General features: G+C 73.4%; 19 protein-coding genes. 7 read left to right on the top strand and 12 right to left on the bottom strand.

All coding sequences use genetic code 11. The annotated features are described in order from the left end of the window. Positions 1–247 precede the first annotated feature (247 nt). The 3 genes from JQN70_RS04690 to JQN70_RS04680 all read right to left on the bottom strand — a co-directional run bounded on the left by JQN70_RS04690 (position 248) and on the right by JQN70_RS04680 (position 3,727). The gene (locus JQN70_RS04690) at positions 248–1,084 is read right to left on the bottom strand and encodes a DUF1028 domain-containing protein (RefSeq protein WP_204130155.1); all 837 of its coding nucleotides are present in this window, start codon (positions 1,082–1,084) and stop codon (positions 248–250) included. Between the two features lie 16 nt (positions 1,085–1,100). After that, positions 1,101–2,474: a ferredoxin reductase family protein gene (locus tag JQN70_RS04685; protein WP_204130154.1), complete on the bottom strand. Its 1,374-nt coding sequence runs from the start codon at positions 2,472–2,474 to the stop codon at positions 1,101–1,103. A 122-nt stretch (positions 2,475–2,596) separates the two neighbouring features. Then, positions 2,597–3,727 (bottom strand): methyltransferase domain-containing protein, encoded by a 1,131-nt coding sequence (locus JQN70_RS04680; protein WP_204130153.1) that lies wholly within the window; start codon positions 3,725–3,727, stop codon positions 2,597–2,599. Between the two features lie 106 nt (positions 3,728–3,833). Between JQN70_RS04680 and JQN70_RS04675 the strand changes: the two genes are divergently transcribed. The 4 genes from JQN70_RS04675 to JQN70_RS04660 all read left to right on the top strand — a co-directional run bounded on the left by JQN70_RS04675 (position 3,834) and on the right by JQN70_RS04660 (position 6,860). After that, positions 3,834–4,628: a transporter substrate-binding domain-containing protein gene (locus JQN70_RS04675; RefSeq protein ID WP_204130152.1), complete on the top strand. Its 795-nt coding sequence runs from the start codon at positions 3,834–3,836 to the stop codon at positions 4,626–4,628. Then, a complete protein-coding gene (locus JQN70_RS04670; RefSeq protein ID WP_204130151.1) occupies positions 4,625–5,476 on the top strand; it encodes an amino acid ABC transporter permease in 852 nt (283 codons plus the stop codon). The genes JQN70_RS04675 and JQN70_RS04670 overlap by 4 nt, the downstream gene beginning before the upstream one ends. Then, on the top strand, positions 5,476–6,231 hold the full coding sequence (locus JQN70_RS04665) for an amino acid ABC transporter ATP-binding protein (protein ID WP_204130150.1): 756 nt from the start codon (positions 5,476–5,478) through the stop codon (positions 6,229–6,231). Before JQN70_RS04670 ends, JQN70_RS04665 begins: the two co-directional genes overlap by 1 nt. A gap of 71 nt (positions 6,232–6,302) precedes the next feature. Continuing rightward, a complete protein-coding gene (locus JQN70_RS04660) occupies positions 6,303–6,860 on the top strand; it encodes a cysteine hydrolase family protein (RefSeq protein ID WP_204130149.1) in 558 nt (185 codons plus the stop codon). 16 nt (positions 6,861–6,876) lie between these two features. Here the strand turns inward: JQN70_RS04660 and JQN70_RS04655 are convergent, their stop codons facing one another. The 6 genes from JQN70_RS04655 to JQN70_RS04630 form a co-directional block, all read right to left on the bottom strand. Beyond that, positions 6,877–7,167, bottom strand: a complete 291-nt coding sequence (locus JQN70_RS04655; RefSeq protein WP_204130148.1) for a YciI family protein — start codon at positions 7,165–7,167, stop codon at positions 6,877–6,879. Positions 7,168–7,171: 4 nt separating this feature from the next. Next, on the bottom strand, positions 7,172–7,525 hold the full coding sequence (locus tag JQN70_RS04650) for an ArsR/SmtB family transcription factor (protein ID WP_204130147.1): 354 nt from the start codon (positions 7,523–7,525) through the stop codon (positions 7,172–7,174). Positions 7,526–7,536: 11 nt separating this feature from the next. Continuing rightward, the gene (locus JQN70_RS04645) at positions 7,537–8,304 is read right to left on the bottom strand and encodes an SGNH/GDSL hydrolase family protein (RefSeq protein WP_204130146.1); all 768 of its coding nucleotides are present in this window, start codon (positions 8,302–8,304) and stop codon (positions 7,537–7,539) included. A gap of 275 nt (positions 8,305–8,579) precedes the next feature. After that, the gene (locus JQN70_RS04640; protein WP_204130145.1) at positions 8,580–10,943 is read right to left on the bottom strand and encodes an ATP-binding cassette domain-containing protein; all 2,364 of its coding nucleotides are present in this window, start codon (positions 10,941–10,943) and stop codon (positions 8,580–8,582) included. Further along, a complete protein-coding gene (locus tag JQN70_RS04635; protein WP_204130144.1) occupies positions 10,940–11,431 on the bottom strand; it encodes a pyridoxamine 5'-phosphate oxidase family protein in 492 nt (163 codons plus the stop codon). The genes JQN70_RS04640 and JQN70_RS04635 overlap by 4 nt, the downstream gene beginning before the upstream one ends. A gap of 4 nt (positions 11,432–11,435) precedes the next feature. Next, the gene (locus tag JQN70_RS04630; RefSeq protein ID WP_204130143.1) at positions 11,436–11,825 is read right to left on the bottom strand and encodes a single-stranded DNA-binding protein; all 390 of its coding nucleotides are present in this window, start codon (positions 11,823–11,825) and stop codon (positions 11,436–11,438) included. 352 nt (positions 11,826–12,177) lie between these two features. On the opposite strand from JQN70_RS04630, the gene JQN70_RS04625 reads away from it, so the two are divergent. The 3 genes from JQN70_RS04625 to JQN70_RS04615 all read left to right on the top strand — a co-directional run bounded on the left by JQN70_RS04625 (position 12,178) and on the right by JQN70_RS04615 (position 15,708). Further along, entirely contained in the window at positions 12,178–13,560 is a 1,383-nt protein-coding gene (locus tag JQN70_RS04625) for a M15 family metallopeptidase (RefSeq protein WP_204130142.1), read from the top strand. A 92-nt stretch (positions 13,561–13,652) separates the two neighbouring features. After that, positions 13,653–15,212: an MFS transporter gene (locus tag JQN70_RS04620; RefSeq protein ID WP_204130141.1), complete on the top strand. Its 1,560-nt coding sequence runs from the start codon at positions 13,653–13,655 to the stop codon at positions 15,210–15,212. 139 nt (positions 15,213–15,351) lie between these two features. After that, positions 15,352–15,708, top strand: a complete 357-nt coding sequence (locus tag JQN70_RS04615) for an RNA polymerase-binding protein RbpA (RefSeq protein ID WP_204130140.1) — start codon at positions 15,352–15,354, stop codon at positions 15,706–15,708. Between the two features lie 50 nt (positions 15,709–15,758). Here the strand turns inward: JQN70_RS04615 and JQN70_RS04610 are convergent, their stop codons facing one another. Genes JQN70_RS04610 through lnt form a run of 3 tightly spaced genes read right to left on the bottom strand, consistent with a single transcriptional unit; the run spans position 15,759 to position 18,620 of the window. Beyond that, positions 15,759–16,289, bottom strand: a complete 531-nt coding sequence (locus JQN70_RS04610; RefSeq protein WP_204130139.1) for an FxsA family protein — start codon at positions 16,287–16,289, stop codon at positions 15,759–15,761. Then, positions 16,286–17,065, bottom strand: coding sequence for a polyprenol monophosphomannose synthase (locus tag JQN70_RS04605; RefSeq protein ID WP_204130138.1), 780 nt, complete (start codon positions 17,063–17,065; stop codon positions 16,286–16,288). Before JQN70_RS04605 ends, JQN70_RS04610 begins: the two co-directional genes overlap by 4 nt. Continuing rightward, on the bottom strand, positions 17,058–18,620 hold the full coding sequence (lnt, locus tag JQN70_RS04600; RefSeq protein ID WP_307835817.1) for an apolipoprotein N-acyltransferase: 1,563 nt from the start codon (positions 18,618–18,620) through the stop codon (positions 17,058–17,060). The genes JQN70_RS04605 and lnt overlap by 8 nt, the downstream gene beginning before the upstream one ends. Positions 18,621–18,633: the final 13 nt, after the last annotated feature.

The following is an 18,633-nucleotide window of genomic DNA, read 5'->3' as shown; positions in this document are numbered from 1 at the left end:
GGGCCGGGGCCGCCGCGGCGCCGGCCCCCCCCCCCCGGGGGGGGGGGGGGCGGGGGGGGGGGGCCCGGGGGGGCCCCCCCCCGCAGCGGTGGAGCGTCGCCCCGGGCACCGGGCCGGAGGGGGAGGACGGGCGACACGTCAGGGGTGTCGACCACGGCCGGTGCGGGCGTCTGCCACCGGAACCCACGGTACGAGCCCCTCGGTCACGGTGGGTCCTGCGCCGTGTCAGGACTCGGTAAGGGTTCGGTCAGGCGGGCGGCTGCTCGCGGAGCACGGCGAGCACGCGGGTGTCGATGCCGTCGCTCGAGTGCCGGTTCTCGAGGTTGACCTCGCCCATCCACGCCTCGAGGGCCGCCTCGAGCGCCGTCCCGGGCGGCCCGGCCTGACCGGCGGCGGCGAGCAGCCCCGCCACCTCCTCGCGCAGCGCGCCCTCGAGCGGCAGGACGTCCTCGGCCGTGCCGAAGTACAGGGTCGACAGACCGTGCAGGCGGGACAGCTCGAGCGGGGCGTCCGGGTGGTCGTCGACCCGCAGGTCGGCCACCACCCCGCCGGCGTCGTACCCCGCGCCCGGGGCCCGCACCAGCAGGGCGGCGCTCTGCCGTCCGCGCGCGTCGCCGCCCGCCGCGTCGCCGGCGAGGAGGACGGCGAGCAGGCGCACGTCGAGCGGCGCGCCGGCCTGCACGTGCCACGCCGACTCCATCGCCTCGACGACCTCGGGACCGGTGAGGATGTTGCCCTGGATGGCCCAGGCGGAGGTGGCGTCCGAGCTGCTCACCCCGCCGGCCCAGTGCAGGCAGGTCGACCCGGTGAAGGTCGCCGAGCCCGAGGCGCCGACGACCCCGACCTGACGGTCCTCGCGCCCGGCGTCGGCGGCCGTGGCGTCCGCCAGCGCGGAGCGGGCGTCCGCCCCGGCGGCGAGGGCGGCCTCGAGCTCGTCGAGGTAGGCGACCCGGGCCATCGCCTGGGTCGCGATCGCCGCGACCCCGGGCACGACCCGGGGCACGACCGACCCGACGGCGAGGAACTTGCTGGCGACCGCGACGCCCCAGGCGTCACCGTCCCGGGCGGCGATCGAGAAGGTCATGTCGGCGAGCCTAGGCTCACACGACGTCGAAGAGCTCGGTGTGGATCCGCGAGGACGGGATGCCCCGGTCGCTGACGATGCGGGTGGCGGCCGCGACCATCGGGCCCGGCCCGCAGATGAAGACGTCGACCACCTCGCGGGCGCGGCGCCGGGGGAAGGCGCCCTCGAGCGTCTCCTCCGTCAGCCGCCCGACGTGCCCGTCCCAGTCCGCCGGCGGCTCCTCCAGCACCTCGACCACCCGGAGGTCGAGCGCCTCCTCGAGGTGCTCGCCGTCGGCCCGGTGCAGCAGCTCGTCGGCGGTGCGGCCGGCGACGACGAGGAGCACGGGGCGCGGGTCGTGCCGGGCCGCGAGCGTCCGGAGCATGCTGAGCATCGGGGTGATGCCGACACCTCCCGCGATGAGGACGAAGCGGTCGGACCGCAGGCCGTCGAGGGTGAAGGCGCCGTGCGGGCCGTCGAGGAAGACGCGGCGGCCGGGCTTGAGACCGGCCACCAGCTCGCTGAAGTCGCCGATCCCCTTGATCGTGAACTCCTTGCGCCACGGCTCGGTCGCGGCCGAGGCGATGGTGAACGGGTGCTCCTCGAAGACGAAGGGCGAGGTGCCGATCTTCAGCCAGGCGAACTGTCCGGGACGGAACGGCACACCGCGGTGCCCGGTCGCGTGGAGCACGAGGGTGACGGCGGTCGGCGAGGCCCGGCGGACCTCGTCGACGACGTAGCGCTGCCGCGCCGTGCGCAGCGGCCGCCACACCCACCGGAAGGCCAGCGCGCCGAGCATGAGCAGAGCCAGCCCGACGAACCACGCCCTGGCCTCGGGGAAACGGGTGAGGTCCTCGAGCCACAGGACGTGCAGCGCCGTCGCGACGAGCGCGACGTTCGCGAGGAGGACGTGCGCGAGCCGCCACCCCTCGTACCGGGGACGTCGCCGGCGGCGGCTCAGGCCGAGGAGCACGAGGGCGAGCAGGGCGAGCGTCGCGGCGCTCGCCGCCCAGACCCGCGGTGGCGCGACGCGCAGGTCGAGGACCGCGAGCCCCGGGCCCGGCCGGAGCACGACGGCGACGACGTGGAGGGCGACGAGCCCGGCGGCGGTGAGGGCCAGCGCGCGGTGGCTCCGGAGCAGCCGCTCGACCCCGAGGTAGCCGGTGAGGGGCCGGAACCGGCTGGGGAGCAGGAAGGTGAGGACGAGGAGGGAGGCCGCGCCGAGGGCCGCGACGAGCGAGGTGACGCGCCACACCCCGGTGTGCACCCGGGCCGGTGTGGCCCACAGGGCCCAGAGGGGCACCGTGAGACCGACGACGACGAGCACCGACCACAGGACCGGCGCGACACGGCGCCGCACGGCACCGCCGCCGGCCACCCGGACGTCACCCCTGCGAGACCCGAGGTCCACGGCGACTCCTTCACCGAGATCCGACGGATGGAGGGTACGGACGGCCGACGCGCCGCGCCTCAAGCGCGGGTCAAGGCACCGTCAAGCCTCGCCCGACGGGGGTCGGCTGCTGATCCGGCGGCTCAGCGCCGGGCGAGCAGGAGCACCGTCTCGACGTGCCGGGTCTGGGGGAACATGTCGACCACCCGCCCCTCGACCGGTCGCAGGCCGGGCATCGCCCCGAGGTCCCGGGCGAGGGTGTCGACGTTGCAGCTGGAGTAGACGACGTGCGAGGCGGGCGAGGCCTCGAGCCGGGCCGCCAGGTCGGGCCCGATCCCACGCCGCGGCGGGTTGACGACGACGAGGCCGGGGTCGTCGGCGAGCTCGCGCGTGGCATCGCCGGCTCGGAAGGTGATGTCGAGTCCGACTGTGCGGGAGGCCATCTCGCGAGCGGAGGTGCGTGCGGCGGCGACCGCCTCCTCGGACGTCTCGACGCCGACGACCCGTCGCCCGGGCGTCGCGAGGTGCAGGGCGAAGCCGCCGACCCCGCAGTACAGGTCGGTGACGACGGACGGCTCGAGGGTGTCGGCCCAGCGCCGCGCCTGGGCGTAGAGCTCCCGGGCCACCCACGTGTTGGTCTGGAAGAAGGCCCGGGGGCCGAGGTGCAGGGTGACCTCGCCGAGGCGCATCGGGAGCAGGCCCTCGTCGGTGAGGACCACCTCGGTCTCGCCCTCGAGGACCGCCTTGTGCTCCGGGTGGACGTTGACGGTGACGACCCGCGCCGACGGCACCGCGGCCCGGACCGCCGGAAGCGCGCTCCGCACGGCCGAGAGCCCCGCCTCGCTGCGGACGACGAAGCGCACGAGCTGCTCCCCGTCGGGGGAGTGGGTGACGATGACGTGCTTGAGCTCCCCGCGGCGCGCCGGCACGTCGTACGGCTCGATGCCCAGCTCGGCGAGGACGCGGTGCAGCGGGTCGAAGGTCGCGGCGAGCCCCGGCTCGTAGAGGCCGCAGCGGCGCAGGTCCACCCCGCGGCCCCGTTCGTCGAGGATGCCGAGCGTCGGGCGTCCCGCGCGGCCGCCGACGACGAGCTTGGCCTTGTTCCGGAAGTGCGAGGCGGGGGAACGCACCGGCGGCGACCACTGCAGGGCCCCGGCGTGCGCGGCGAGGACCTCGCGGACGCGGCGCTCCTTGTCGGCGAGCTGGGTGTCGTAGGGGCTGCCCATGAGGGTGCAGGACCGGCACCGGCCCGCGTCGAAGTCGTCGCACTGCATCGCCGGACAAGGCTACGGGCACATGACGACGGCGTCGCACGACTGTCGCGCGACTGACACACAGTCGTCGGGGAACCGGTCCTGCGACCTTCCTAGGGTGCAGGCCATGCACACGAGAGCCACGACCTCTGCCATCGCCGCGAGCGCCCTCGCGCTGGGCCTCACGGCCTGCGCCACCGAGACCACGACGACCGACAGCGGCATCAACGTCATCAGCGACGGCAAGCTGACGATCTGCACCTCGCTGCCGTACGAGCCGTTCGAGTTCGAGCGCGGGAACGAGATCGTCGGGTTCGACATGGACCTCGTGAAGAAGATCGCCACCGAGAACGACCTCGAGCCGGCCATCGTCGTCACCGGTTTCGAGGGCATCCAGTCCGGCCAGGCGCTGAACTCGGGCAACTGCGACATCGCCGCCGCCGGGATGACGATCACCGAGGCCCGCGCGAACGCCATCGACTTCACGGACCCCTACTTCGACGCGACCCAGGCCCTGCTCACCAAGGACGAGGACCTCGACTCCCTCGAGAAGCTGTCCGGCAAGTCCCTCGGAGTGATGACCGGCACGACGGGGGAGAAGTACGCGACCGAGAACGCGCCGGAGGACGTCACGGTCAAGGCCTTCGAGAACCTCGGCCTGCAGACCTCGGCGGTCAAGAGCGGGCAGATCGACGCCGTCATCCAGGACAACGGCCCCCTGCTCGACTACGCGGCGAAGAACGACGACACCTTCGTCACGGCGGAGTTCGACACCGGTGAGCAGTACGGCTTCGCGGTGAAGAAGGACGCCAACCCCGAGCTCCTGGCCGCCGCGAACAAGGTCATCGCCGACTCCCGCTCCGACGGCAGCTACGACGAGATCTACGCGACCTGGTTCGGCGAGCGTCCCGCGAGCTCGTGAGCGCGCCCCCCGTCCCGACGCCCACGCCCACCCGCGAGCGGGGGGCGCGGGCGTCGGCGAGGTCCCCGCGTCGGCGTGCCGAGATCAGCCGGTACGTGCAGTACGCGGTCCTCGCGCTGGCGGCGCTGGCCGTCGGGCTGACCGCCGACTGGGCCACGCTGCGCGAGCAGTTCTTCAACGGCGAGATCCTCCCGGAGCTGTTCCCGAGGATCTTCACGACGGCGCTGCGCAACACGGTGACGTACACGGCGTGCGCCTTCCTCTTCGGGCTGGCGCTCGGCCTGGTCCTCGCGCTCATGCGCCTGTCGTCCGTCGGCCCCTACCGCTGGATCGCGACGACGTTCATCGAGTTCTTCCGCGGTGTGCCGGCGCTCATCGTCTTCATCGGCTTCTACTACGGCCTGCCGATCGCCTTCCCGGGCCGGGTGCTGCCGGGCGGCACGCTCGGCGTGGTCACCGTCGCCCTCGGTCTCGTCGGCGCGGCGTACATGGCCGAGACCATCCGGGCCGGCATCCAGGCGGTGCCGAAGGGCCAGACCGAGGCGGCGCGCTCGCTCGGGATGTCGCACACCCGGGCGATGGTCTCGATCGTCATCCCGCAGGCCTTCCGCATCATCCTGCCCCCGCTGACGAACGAGCTGATCCTGCTGACCAAGGACTCCTCGCTCGTCTACGTCATCGGGCTCAGCCTCGCCGACAGCGAGTTGACCGACTTCGGCCGGCGCAACCTCTCGCAGTACGTCAACCTCACGCCGCTCTTCGCGGTGGCGCTGAGCTACCTGATCATCACCGTCCCGCTCTCCGTCGTCGTCCGGCGCATGGAGGCCCGAGCCGACAGGGCCCGCTGATGTCCGAGATCCACGTCGACACCGACGCCCCGGCGATCGAGGTCCGGGACCTGCACAAGTCCTTCGGGCGCAACGAGGTCCTCGAGGGCGTCGACGTCCAGGTCGAGTCCGGTCAGGTGGTCTGCGTCATCGGCCCCTCCGGGTCCGGCAAGTCGACGCTCCTGCGCTGCGTCAACCGGCTCGAGGAGCCGACCTCCGGGCGGATCTTCGTCGAGGGCGTCGAGGTGACCGACCCCGACGTCGACCTCGACGAGCTGCGCAGCCGGATCGGGATGGTCTTCCAGCAGTTCAACCTCTTCCCGCACCTCACCGTGCTCGACAACCTCTGCATCGCGCAGACCAAGGTGAGGAAGCGCAGCAAGGACGAGGCGGCCGAGGTGGCCCGCGCGAACCTCGAGCGGGTCGGGCTGGCCGATCGTGAGGGCGCCTACCCCGCGCACCTCTCCGGCGGTCAGCAGCAGCGCATCGCCATCGCGCGAGCGCTGTCGATGACCCCCGACCTCATGCTCTTCGACGAGCCGACCTCGGCCCTGGACCCCGAGCTCGTCGGCGACGTCCTCGACGTCATGCGCGACCTCGCCGCCGAGGGTATGACGATGATGGTCGTCACCCACGAGATGGGCTTCGCGCGCGAAGTCGGCGACTCCCTCGTCTTCATGGACGGTGGCGTCATCGTCGAGCAGGGGGACCCCGCCGAGGTCCTCGGGAACCCGCAGGAGGAGCGCACGCAGGCCTTCCTGTCCAAGGTCCTCTGAACGGGTGCGTCGTCGGTGCCCGGCCCTAGGCTCGCGGCACCGGCGACGGGCGCCGGCGGAAGGGGACGGTCATGACCACACTCGAGGATCGCGAGGGCACGGCGTTGCTCGTCGTCGACGTCCAGAACGGCGTCGTCGCCGAGGCCCACGACCGCGAGGGCGTCGTCGGCCGCATCGGCGCACTCGTCGAGCGCGCCCGGGCCGCGGGCGTGCCGGTCGTCTGGGTGCAGCACAACAGCGACGACGAGCTCGTCACGGGGGAGGAGCCGTGGCGCATCGTCCCCGAGCTCGCCCCGGCCGAGTCCGAGGCGGTCGTCCAGAAGCGGTACGGCGACTCGTTCGAGGGCACCGACCTCGAGGAGGTGCTGGCGCGTGCGGGGGTCGGTCGGCTCGTCGTCACCGGTGCCGAGACCGACGCCTGTATCCGCTCGACGATCCACGGTGGCTTCACCCGGGGCTACGACGTCACCCTCGTCGGCGACGCCCACACGACGGGGGACAAGTCCGACTGGGGCGCACCGTCGCCCGCCGACGTCATCGCGCACACGAACCTGTACTGGCGCTACCAGGACGCACCGGGGCGCTCGGCCGGGACGGTCGAGGCCGAGGACGTCGACTTCGGCGCCTGAGCTCGCGCCGCCGGCATCACATCCGGGCCAGCTCGTGGACGACGACGCTCGTCACCATCGGGTTGGTCGCGGCGAGCGCGAGGGCCTCGTCCCGGTCCGCCGCCCGGACGACGGAGTACCCGGTGAGCGAGTCCGGGCCGAGGGGCAGCTCGGTCACGCCGTCCGGGGTCACCTCCGCTCCGCCGCTCAGCGGGTTGCCGCTGTCGACCATCCGGTCGCCGACGCTTTCGAACCACTCCATCCAGGCGCGGCCGATCTCGGGGGTGGGGGTCACGTAGCCCCGGTAGAGGAAGAGGAAGGTGGACATCGGGTCACTCCAGTCGTGCGGTGGATGGGGGTGGTGGGTCGTCCGGCCGCTCGAGGGTCTCGGCGTCGGTGCCCCACCAGGGGCTGAACCCGGAGACCCAGGACGCGACGGGTCGCAGACCGGCGCGCTCGAGGGCGAGGACGGTGCTGCGTCCGGTCTTGCGGCGTCGGACGAGGCGGGCCGCCTCGAGGACGCGGACGTGCCGGTGGATCGCCGGCAGCGTGAGACCCACCTCGGCCGCGAGGTCGCTCACGGTCGTGGGGCGCACCGCGAGGACCTCGACCATGTGCCGGCGCTGCTCGTTCGCGAGGGCGCCGAAGGCGTCATCGAGGTCGGGGGACCGCCGTTGATTGTTCACAATGTTGTTAACTATGCGCCGGGGGGACCCTCGTCCGCAAGGGGGAGGGGCGCCCGACCTGTCACCGCTCGCCGCACGTGGGGCAGGAAGGCCCGGGCGATCTCGGCGTACCCGGCGTCGTTGGGGTGGAAGAAGTCAGCGGCCAACCGGCCGCGCCAGCTGGTCGGGCCTTCGGCGCGCATGTCGACCATGACGAGCTCGCCGCGGGCGGCCGCCGCCTCGACGTGGGTGTTCGCCTGCCGGGCGGCGGTGCGCGGCTGGGGGAGCGAGGCGACGACGGCGCCACGGGGGAGGGCCTCGACCAGGCGGGCGAACTCGTCGGGCAATGCGCGGCGCCGGGCGCCGCCGGCGAAGAGGTCGTTCGACCCGACCATGACCGTCACGACGTCCGGGCCGTCGGCCTCCTCGGTGTGCGGGAGCGCGCGGAGCACCGGGACCTGCTGGTCCACGACGTCGTCGGTGCGGGCCCCGGTGGCCGAGAGGTTGACGACGACGAGCGGGTGCCCCTCGTCGGCCAGCCGCCGCGCCACCTGGTCCACCCAGCCGGCGTCCCACGCCGACGCGCCCACTCCCTGCGACATCGAGTCGCCGAGGACGACCCAGCGACGCCCGGGCGTGCGCAGGGCGCGGCGGTTGTGCGTCGTCCAGGACGAGGCGTAGGGGTCCGCGGAGGCCTGGACGCTGCGGACGCCCGGGAGCACCGTGCCGAGGAGGCGCACGCCGCGCCCCGGCCCTCGTCCGGTGCGGTTGTCGTACCCGAGGACGAACGGCTGGCTCACCCGCTCAGCCTAGGTCGGCCGGGACCGCTCCGGGGGAGGTCGAGAGAGGCCTCGGCCCACCGCTTAATGACATAATGTCGATTATCGGCGTTCCGACCCCGGCTCCGACCGGTCCACCGCAGCGGACTCCGATCCCGCCCCGGCCCCCCGGGACGGACCGCGCTCTCCATGCCACAGCGCGTAGAGCACGCCGCCGGCCCCGATGAGCACGGTGAGGACGATGACGACCCACCAGATGGCATCCATCGCTCCATCCGACCACGACGCCGGCAGGTTCAGGGGCTCGTCGACGCCCCGACGTACGCCGCGAGGTGCTCGCCGGTCAGGGTGTGCCGCCGTTCGACGAGCTCGGCGGGTGTGCCCTCGAAGACGACCTGTCCGCCGTCGTGGCCGGCGCCCGGGCCGAGGTCGACGATCCAGTCGGCGTGGGCCATGACCGCCTGGTGGTGCTCGATGACGAGGACCGACGTGCCCGTGTCGACGAGCCGGTCGAGCAGCCCGAGCAGCTGTTCGACGTCGGCGAGGTGCAGCCCGGTCGTCGGCTCGTCGAGGACGTAGACCTCGGCGTGCTCGCCCATCCGCGCCGCGAGCTTGAGCCGTTGGCGCTCACCGCCGGACAGCGTGGTGAGCGGCTGCCCGAGGGTGAGGTACCCGAGCCCGACGTCGGCGAGCCGCTGCAGCACGGCGTGGGCCGCCGGCACCCGGCTCTCGCCGCCGGCGAAGAACGCCTCGGCCTCGGTGACGGGCATCGAGAGCACCTCGGCGATGTTCCGCCCGCCGAGGGCGTACTCGAGCACCTCGGCCTGGAAGCGGCGGCCCTCGCAGTCCTCGCAGGTCGACTCGACGGTGGCCATGACCCCGAGCTCGGTGTAGACGACCCCGGCGCCGTTGCACGTGGGGCACGCCCCCTCGGAGTTCGAGCTGAACAGGGCGGGCTTGACGCCGTTCGCCTTCGCGAACGCCTTGCGGATCGGCTCCAGCAGACCGGTGTACGTGGCGGGGTTGCTGCGCCGGGACCCCTTGATGGCGCCCTGGTCGACGACGACGACGCCGTCCCGTCGGGCGACCGAGCCCATGACGAGCGAGCTCTTGCCCGAGCCGGCGACCCCGGTGACGGCGCACAGGACGCCGAGCGGCAGGTCGACGTCGACGTCGCGCAGGTTGTGCGTCGACGCGCCGCGCACCTCGAGCACCCCGGTGGGCGTCCGGACGGTGTCCTTGAGCCGCGCCCGGTCGTCGAGGTGGCGGCCCGTCACCGTGCCGCTCCCCCGCAGCCCCTCGACCGGCCCCTCGAAGCAGACCTCTCCCCCGGCCGACCCGGCGCCGGGACCGAGGTCGACGACGTGGTCGGCGATGGCGATCGTCTCGGGCTTGTGCTCGACGACGAGGACGGTGTTGCCCTTGTCGCGCAGCCGCAGCAGCAGGTCGTTCATCCGCTGGATGTCGTGGGGGTGCAGGCCGATCGTCGGCTCGTCGAAGACGTAGGTGACGTCGGTGAGCGCCGACCCGAGGTGGCGGATCATCTTCGTGCGCTGCGCCTCTCCCCCGGAGAGCGACCCGGCCGGCCGGTCGAGCGACAGGTACCCGAGGCCGATCGTCGTGAACGAGTCGAGGAGGTGCTGCAGCCCCGCGAGGAGCGGTGCGACAGAGGGCTGCTCGAGCGCGCGAACCCACTCGGCGAGGTCGCTGATCTGCATCGCACAGAGGTCGGCGATGTTCTTGCCCGCGATGCGCGAGGCCAGCACCTCGGGGCCGAGCCGGGTGCCGCCGCAGTCGGGGCAGGTCTGGAAGGTGACCGCCCGCTCGACGAACCGCCGGACGTGCGGCTGCATCGCCTCGGGGTCCTTGGAGAGCATCGACTTCTGGATGCGCGGGATGATCCCCTCGAAGGTGAGGTTGACGCCCTCGACCTTGATCTTCGTCGGCGGGGCGAAGAGCATCGTGTCGAGCTGCGTGGCGGTGAACGAGGCGATGGGCCGGTCCATCGGCAGCCCCATCCCCTCGAACAGCCGGCCGTACCAGCCGTCCATCGAGTACCCGGGCACGGTGAGCGCCCCCTCGCGCAGCGACTTCGTCTCGTCGTAGAGGGCGCTGCGGTCGATGTCGTTGACCTGGCCCATGCCCTCGCAGCGCGGGCACATGCCGCCGAGGTAGACCGCCTTGCGGACGACGTTCTTCTCGGTGCGCCCGCCCTTCTCGGTGGACATCACCCCGCTGGCGACGCGGGTCGGGACGTTGAACGAGAAGGCCGTCGGGGGGCCGACGTGGGGGTCCCCGAGACGGCTGAAGAGGATGCGCAGCATGGCGTTGGCGTCGGTGGCGGTGCCGACCGTCGAGCGCGGGTTGGCGCCCATCCGCTCCTGGTCGACGATGATCGCCGTCGTCAGGCCCTCGAGCCGGTCGACCTCGGGCCGCGCCAGGGACGGCATGAAGCCCTGGACGAAGGCGCTGTAGGTCTCGTTGATGAGCCGCTGCGACTCCGCGGCGACCGTGCCGAAGACCAGCGAGCTCTTGCCCGAGCCCGAGACCCCGGTGAACACGGTGAGCCGCCGCTTGGGCAGCTCGATGCTCACGTCCTTGAGGTTGTTCTCTCGCGCGCCCTGCACCCGGATGACGTCGTGCCGGTCGGCCTCGCTCATCGCCCCTCCCCCGCGGCCTCGACGAGCCACCGACCGTCGCGCATCAGCTCGCGGGCCGGGAGCTCGTCGGCCTCGCGCCACGCCCGCACCACCCGTGGCCGCACCCGGTACCAGGCGTAGTCCCCGTCCTCCGCGCGCGGGTCGAACCCCGTCCGCTCCGCGAACCGGTCCGCCGCGGCCGGCGGGAGGTCGCCCAGGGCCACCACCTCGACCTCGCCCTCGACGAGCGTGACGTCCCGCGTCGGCCCCAGGCCCAGCCGGGCGGTGCGCGACGCGGCGAGGTTGCGACCCGTGGGGCTCGTCGCGGGCGTGGCCAGGAGCACCGACTCGCCGTCCCAGTCGAACGACAGCGGGACGAGGTGCGGCACACCGTCGCCGGAGGCCGAGGCGACCCAGAGGTCGACGTCGTGGGCCAGCCGCCGTTCGGTGTCCCGCCGGCGGACCGCCCGGCTGCGGGGTGTGCTGTCGGGATCCGCCACGTCGCTCATGCGGTCAGGCTAGGCGGGCTGACGACGTCGGCGCTTCTCGGTTCCTGACCTCCCCCGGCCCGGCCGCCTCGTCCGGGGCCCGGCGGATCCGCACCGCCTCGACCTCGTACCGGCTGGCCGCGGACCCGCCGGCCCGGAAGAACCGACGCCGCAGGGCACCGTCGACCTCGACGCGGGCGCCCACGACGAGGCGGGCCGCGACCCGGCGCGTGCCGGGGCTCCAGCAGGCGACGTCGAGGGTGTCGACCCCGGGCCGGTCCCGTCCGCGGGCGCGCGGCCTCGGCACGGTGACCCGCAGCCCGTGGACGACGTCACCGCTCGGCAGGGTGCGCGGCTCGTCGATGGAGGTGACGCGGCCGACGAGCCGCACCCTGTTGTCCTCGTGCTCGGGCATCGGTGGACCCCCTCGTGGTCGTGGATCGGTGCGGTCCCCACCCCACCGCCGTCCGGGCGACGGGGCAACGGTCGCGGCCCCGCCTGTGGACGACCGCGCGCGACGGCCTGCCTGTGGACGACGCACCGGCCGGACGGCCCCGGACGGTTCCCGTGGTACCGGTGTGACGGGTGTGGCCGTCCGGCCGACCGGTGTCGGTCGATCGGCCACCAATTCCCCCCGAGGCGGCGCGTTCGGGCGCCGGAGTGCCTATCGTGGACGGACGCGCACGATGCAGGGCGTGCGCCGGTCCCCGCTCGTCGGGGTCCTTCGGCATGGGAATCGAGTCACGGTGCGTCGAACGGTGGTGGGGATGGTGGTCCGTCGGACCGTCATCGGCGCGCTCTCGGGAGCGGTCGGCCTCGCCCTCCTCGTCCCCGCCGCTCCCGCGTCCGCCTCGCCCCTCGAGCCGCACTCCGGCGCGGTGTCCGTCGGTGCGGAGCCGACCCCCGCCCCGACCGCCTCCCCCAGCCCCTCGCCGACCCCGAGCACCTCCGCCTCGCCGTCGCCCTCCCCGAGCGCGACCCCGAAGCCGCCCGGCCCCGACGGTGGCCACGAGGAGCCGGCCGAGCCGGCACCGGTGTCCGGTGCGGTCCTGGCCTCCCAGATCGCCGAGGCCAACCGGGTCGCCGCGCTCATCGAGAGCTCGACCTCCGAGGTCGCCGCCGAGATGCGCCGGATGGACGAGCTCTCCGACCGCTCGAACGTCGTCCTCGAGAGCCTTGCCGCCGCCACGGACACCGAGAACGCCGCGCGCCAGGAGGCCACCACCGCCCGCTCCGACCTCGTCGCCCTCGAGCAGCGGCTGGCCGTCGCCCGCGCCGTCGTCCGTGACTGGGTCTTCGACGTCTACTCCGGCGGCGGGGGCGACTCCGACATCGTCGGGATGTTCGACGCGATGCAGACCGACGACGACGAGGTCGGCAACCCGCTCGGCGACCTGTCCTACATCACCGACCAGCGCACCCGAGCGCTCCAGGAGGTCCGGGTCCTCACCGCCGAGCAGGTGCGGCTCACCGCCACCGCCGAGCAGGCCGAGACCACCGCCACCGCGGCCCGGGCCAAGATCGCGAAGACCAAGGCCGAGCTCGACACCCTGATGAACGCCCAGCGCGAGAAGATCGGCGCGCTGCGCAAGCTGCAGATGGCCGAGGTCGACAAGGCCGGACCGATCGCCGGCGCCCTCGTCGGGGCTCGCAGCGCGGCGGCGAGGTCGGCCGCCGAGCGGCTCCGGGCGGCACTCACCCTCGCCGTCGTCGAGACCGCGCACGTCGGCAAGCCGTGCACCGACGACTCCGGCGCCCACCCCAACGGCCTCTTCCCCACGAGCGCCCTCTGCCCTGTGTGGGGCGCTCCCGGCGAGCGCCTCGCCCCCCGGGCCGCCGCCGCGTTCAGCGCGATGAGCCAGGCGTACGCGGCCCAGACGGGCACCCCCCTGTGCATCACCGACTCCTACCGCTCGTACGCCGAGCAGGTCTCGGTCAAGGCCAAGCGCGGACGCTTCGCCGCCCAGCCCGGCACGAGCCGGCACGGGCTCGGTCGGGCGGTCGACCTCTGCGGCGGTGTCGACGACTTCGGGTCGGCCGCCCACCGGTGGATGCGGCAGAACGCCCCGCTGTACGGCTGGTTCCACCCGTCCTGGGCCGAGGCCGGTGGGTCGCTCCCGGAGCCGTGGCACTGGGAGTACGCGGGCTGACCGCTCCCCCACCGTCGCCCGGTCGGTGACGCGCCCGACCGAGTAGCCCGACCTACGGCGCCCGACCCCGCCGGTGTGGAACGCTTCGGCCCATGACGACGCAGTCGCAGGCCCCGGAGGCCTACGCGGAGACCGCCCGCTACCAGCGTCCCTGGTACTGGTACGACTGGGCCAACTCGGCCTTCGTCACCACCGTCGGAACGGTCCTCTTCGGCCCCTACCTCACCGAGGTCGCCACCGAGGCGGCCTGCCCGGGCCTCGCCGAGGACGCGACGTGCACGACCGACCTCTACGTCGTGCCGGCCGCGGCCGACCTGCCCGGATGGGTGTCCGGGACGGCGATGGTCGCCGCCGTCGTCCTGCTCGTCGGGCTCGTCCTCTCGCTCGTCGCGTACGCCCGCGACACGAAGCTGCCGTACCGGCCCTCGGCGCTCATCGGTCCGCTCGCCCTGGCCACGGTCGTCCTCGTGCTCACCGCGCCGCTCGACCCGGGGTCGGTGGCTCCGTACACCGTCACCCTGGCGACGATCGTCTCCGCGGTCCTCCTCGTCTTCGTCGGTGCCGTCACCGACCGCACCCCGCGGCCCGCCCGCCTGCTCGGCGTCTTCGCCTGGACCGGCTCGGCGGCCGGCATCCTCCTGTACTTCCTGTCCGGCACCAACTGGCGCTTCGGCGCCCTGATGATGATCATCGCCTCGATCAGCCTCGGTGCCTCGCTCGTCGTCTACGACGCGATCCTCTGCCGGATCGCCCACCCGGACGACCGCGACAAGGTCTCGAGCCGCGGCTGGGCGCTGGGGTACCTCGGCGGCGGGCTCCTGCTGGCCGCCAACCTCGTCATCGTCAGCAAGCCCGAGCTGATCGGCGCCACGACCGGCACGGCGGTGCGCATCAGCCTCCTCTCGGCGGGGCTCTGGTGGGCGCTGTTCACCCTCATCCCCGTCGTCGGGATGTGGAACCTGCGCGGCGCACCGCAGAGCGCCCTCGACGCCCCGCGCGCCGGCATCGTCGGCGGCAGCCTCGCCCAGCTCGGACACACCTTCCGCGACCTGCGGGCCTACCCGAACACGCTGCTCTTCCTGCTCGCCTACCTCTTCTTCAACGACGGCATCCAGACCGTCATCTCGTCGAGCAGCCTCTACGGCGCCGAGCAGTTGAAGTTCGGGCAGAGCCAGCTCATCGCGCTCATCCTGCTCGTCCAGTTCGTCGCGTTCGGCGGTGCGCTCCTCTTCGGGTGGCTGTCCTCGCGCTGGGGTGCCTGGCGGACCATCCTGCGCAGCCTCGTCGCGTGGTCGCTCATCGTCGTCGCGGCGTTCTTCCTCCCGGAGAAGGCGTTCATCCCGTTCGTCGCCCTCGGGGTGCTCATCGGCATCGTCCTCGGTGGGTCCCAGGCCCTCAGCCGGTCGCTGTTCTCGCAGCTGGTCCCCCGGTCGCGCGAGGCGGAGTTCTTCGCCTTCTACCAGGCGATGGAACGCGGCACCTCGTGGTTCGGGGCGCTGACCTTCGGCGTCGTGCACCAGCTGACGAGCTCGTACCGACCGGCGATCGTCGCGCTCATCATCTTCTTCGTCCTCGGCTACCTCGTGCTGCGGCGGGTCGACGTCCGGCAGGGCATCCTCGACGCGGGGAACGAGCTCCCGAAGGTCGTCTGACGTGCGGTGTGATACGGATCACACCCGCCCGACCCGTCCGCCGGCACGCGGAACAACGAACTCCCTGCGCACGTTCTCTCACCATTGACCCGACCGCGAGGACCCCGGTCGGGACATCAAGAACCCCCGGGAGACACCCATGGCAGAACGCAGCCTCCGCGGCAGCCGACTCGGCGCCCTGAGCATGGAGACCGACGACAACGTCGTGCCCTCCGAACGACGCATCACGACCTACCTGTGCCCCAACGGCCACACCATCGAGCTCCCCTTCTCCGTCGAGGCCGACGTGCCGCCGACGTGGGAGTGCCGGTGCGGCGGCGTGGCCAAGCTCCAGGGCGGTGGCCCGGAGCCCGAGGCCAAGCCGGTCAAGCCGCAGCGCACCCACTGGGACATGCTGCTCGAGCGGCGCTCGATCCCCGAGCTCGAGGAGCTCCTCGAGGAGCGGCTCGTGCTCCTGCGCGAGTCCCGCGGCGAGAAGACCAAGAAGAGCGCCTGACGCGCTCCCGAAGCGCCGGTCACCCCCGAGGTGGCCGGCGCTTCATCGTGTCAGTCGACGACCTCACCCTGGACGACGTCGGGCGGTCCGTCGGGCCCTCGCCCCCCTCCCCCGGTGCCACCACCGGTGCCACCCCCGCCCGGCCAGTCCCCGAACGGACCGAGGAGGCGCCGGGCGACGGCGGCCTCGAGCCACACCCGCGCGATCGGTCGGGTCAGCGGCAGGATGACGAAGAACCCGAAGAGGTCCGTGACGAACCCCGGGGTCAGCAGGAGCGTCCCCCCGACGAGGACGAGGGCGGCGTCGGCGAGCTGGCGGCTCGGCATCCGGCCGCTGCGCAGGGCCTCGCGCAGCGCCGACCAGGCGCGGCTCCCCTCGCGCCGGACGATGACCGCGCCGAGGGCCGACTCGGCGAGCAGCAGGAGGAACGTCGGCCAGCCGCCGATGGCCCGTCCGACGGCGACGATGGCCGCGACCTCGACGATCGGGACGACGACGAGCGCGACGGCCACCCAGCGCAGCACCCGACTCCGGCGGCGACGGCCGCCGGCGGCGTAGGGGGTGGCGCCGGGGCGGCTCACAGCTCGTGCCAGCGCTCGGGTCGGCGGGCCAGGTCGCGCACCTGGCGGGCGCGGTGCCGCACGCCCCAGCCGGTGATGCGGCGCAGCGACTCGGTCATGATGTCGCGGCTCATCTTCGAGGCGCCCACCTCGCGCTCGACGAAGGTGATGGGGACCTCGACGACGGTCAGTCCCGCCCGCACCGCGCGCCAGGTGAGGTCGGTCTGGAAGCAGTAGCCCTGGGACGCGACGTCCTCGAGGCCCATCCGGCGCAGCGCGTCGGCTCGGTACACCCGGAAGCCCGCGGTCGCGTCGTTGACCGGCATGCCGAGGAGGACCTTGACGTACACGTTGCCGCCGACGGAGAGCGCCTTGCGGTGCAGCGGCCAGTTGACGACCTTGCCGCCCGCCACCCACCGGGAGCCGATGACGGCGTCGGCGTGCTCCGCGGCCCCGAGCAGGGCCGGCAGGTGCTCGGGGCGGTGCGAGCCGTCGGCGTCCATCTCGACGACCGCGTCGTACCCGCGCTCGAGCGCCCAGTGGAAGCCGGCGAGGTAGGCCGCACCGAGCCCCTCCTTGCCGGCGCGGTGGAGGACGTGCACCTGCGGGTCGTCGGCGGCGAGGGCGTCGGCGACCGCGCCGGTGCCGTCCGGCGACGCGTCGTCGAGGACGACGACGTCGGCCGACGGCACGGCGGAGCGGACGCCCTGGACGGCGACGGGCAGGTTCTCGCGCTCGTTGTACGTCGGGATGAGCACGGCGACGCGCTCGAGCGGCGGGCGGGTGGTGTCAGGCAACGGGGCGGTCCTCGGGGGTGCTGGGGTCTGGCGTCACCCTACCGACCCGGCGTCGGCGCGACGCCGCCAGGACGAGCAGCGCGAGCAGGGCGGTGGCCACGACGACCGGGGCGTCCCCGAACCGGTCCGAGGGCGTCTCCTCGTTCCGCAGGACCGGCCGGCCGATTCCCTGCTCGGCCGTGAAGAGGCCCGTCTTCCCGGTGACCGTTCCGTCCGGTGCGACGAAGCCGCTGACGCCGACGGTCGAGACGTGGACGACGCTGCGGCCGTGCTCGATCGCCCGGATCCGCGAGATCGCGAACTGCTGCTCCGACTCGGCGGTGTACCCGAACGTCGCGTTGTTGGTCTGCACCATGATCAGCGAGTCACGTCCGTCGGCGGCGGCGACGCTGTCGCGCATCAAGCCGTCGTAGGCGACCTCGAAGCAGATGGTCGGGAGGGCCGCGTACGAGCCGCCGGGCGCCGGGACGTCGAACACGCCGATGGTCGAGCCGGCGACGAAGTTGCCCGCGAGGTCGGCCGCCGAGGTGAACACGCGGAAGAACGCCCGGTGCGGGATGTACTCGGCGAAGGGCACCGGGTGCAGCTTCGTGTAGCGCTGCGGCTCACCGGCGCCCGTGTAGAAGAGCGAGACGTTGGAGTTGGCGCCGACCGGTTCGGCCAGCACCGCCCCGACGACGAGCGGCACGCCGAGCCGCTCCTGCACCGCGCGGATCTCGGCGTTCGCGTCGGCGTTGCGGAAGGGGTCGATGTCGGAGGCGTTCTCGGGCCAGACCACGAGCGTGAGGTCGTCGGGGGCGCGGTCGGCGAGGGCCTCGCTGCCGCGGACGTGGTTGTCGAGCACGGCCCGGCGCTGAGCGTTGAAGTCGAGCCCGGCCTGCGGCACGTTCCCCTGGACGAAGCCGACGGCCTCGGTGCGCCCGTCCGTGGGGAGCTGGATGAACCCGGAGGCGAGCAGGAGCACGGCGACGACCAGCCCGGCGACGACCCGGCCCGGCCGGCGGGCGAGCACCCCCCAGCCGAGGGCCAGCAGGCCGGTCCCCGCGAGGGCCACCGCGAAGGAGACCCCCGGGGCGCCGAACCACCGGGCGAGGTGCGACAGCGGGCTGTCGGCCTGGCTGAACGCCAGTCGGGCCCAGGGGAACCCGCCGTACGGCGTCGTCGAGCGGGCCCACTCCTGCGCGACCCACCCCAGCGGTACGAGCATCAGCGCGGCGCGCCGGTGGCCGGCCGCGACGAGACGGCGCCCCGCCCACCCGACGACGAGCGACATCAGGCCGATGTACAACGCCTCGAGCGTGGCGAGGGCGAACCACGGCAGCTCGCCGACGTAGACGCCGGACCAGGACAGGGTGGGGACGAAGAAGGCCAGCCCGCCGACGAGCCCGAGCAGGAAGCCCCGCGGTCCCCCCGCGGTCAGGGTGGCGGCGCCGAGCAGCGCGACGCCGACCGGCGCGAGCCACCAGAGGTCGTGGTCGGGAAAGGACAGCCACAGCGCCAGACCGGCGAGGACGGCGGCGAGCAGGCTCGCCGGGAGCCGGGGCGGGGTGCGCACCGGCCCACGGTAG

Origin of the sequence: Phycicoccus sonneratiae (assembly GCF_016887965.1) — a bacterium.
GTDB classification, from domain to species: domain Bacteria; phylum Actinomycetota; class Actinomycetes; order Actinomycetales; family Dermatophilaceae; genus Phycicoccus; species Phycicoccus sonneratiae.
This window is presented reverse-complemented; position numbering and strand designations above follow the sequence as displayed.

Coding starts and splice junctions, on each gene's coding strand:
- JQN70_RS04690 (WP_204130155.1), bottom strand. CDS start 1,084: ATGACCTTCTCGATCGCCGCCCGGGACGGTGACGCCTGGGGCGTCGCG.
- JQN70_RS04680 (WP_204130153.1), bottom strand. CDS start 3,727: ATGCAGTGCGACGACTTCGACGCGGGCCGGTGCCGGTCCTGCACCCTC.
- JQN70_RS04675 (WP_204130152.1), top strand. CDS start 3,834: ATGCACACGAGAGCCACGACCTCTGCCATCGCCGCGAGCGCCCTCGCG.
- JQN70_RS04665 (WP_204130150.1), top strand. CDS start 5,476: ATGTCCGAGATCCACGTCGACACCGACGCCCCGGCGATCGAGGTCCGG.
- JQN70_RS04660 (WP_204130149.1), top strand. CDS start 6,303: ATGACCACACTCGAGGATCGCGAGGGCACGGCGTTGCTCGTCGTCGAC.
- JQN70_RS04655 (WP_204130148.1), bottom strand. CDS start 7,167: ATGTCCACCTTCCTCTTCCTCTACCGGGGCTACGTGACCCCCACCCCC.
- JQN70_RS04640 (WP_204130145.1), bottom strand. CDS start 10,943: ATGAGCGAGGCCGACCGGCACGACGTCATCCGGGTGCAGGGCGCGCGA.
- JQN70_RS04635 (WP_204130144.1), bottom strand. CDS start 11,431: ATGAGCGACGTGGCGGATCCCGACAGCACACCCCGCAGCCGGGCGGTC.
- JQN70_RS04630 (WP_204130143.1), bottom strand. CDS start 11,825: ATGCCCGAGCACGAGGACAACAGGGTGCGGCTCGTCGGCCGCGTCACC.
- JQN70_RS04625 (WP_204130142.1), top strand. CDS start 12,178: ATGGTGGTCCGTCGGACCGTCATCGGCGCGCTCTCGGGAGCGGTCGGC.
- JQN70_RS04620 (WP_204130141.1), top strand. CDS start 13,653: ATGACGACGCAGTCGCAGGCCCCGGAGGCCTACGCGGAGACCGCCCGC.
- JQN70_RS04615 (WP_204130140.1), top strand. CDS start 15,352: ATGGCAGAACGCAGCCTCCGCGGCAGCCGACTCGGCGCCCTGAGCATG.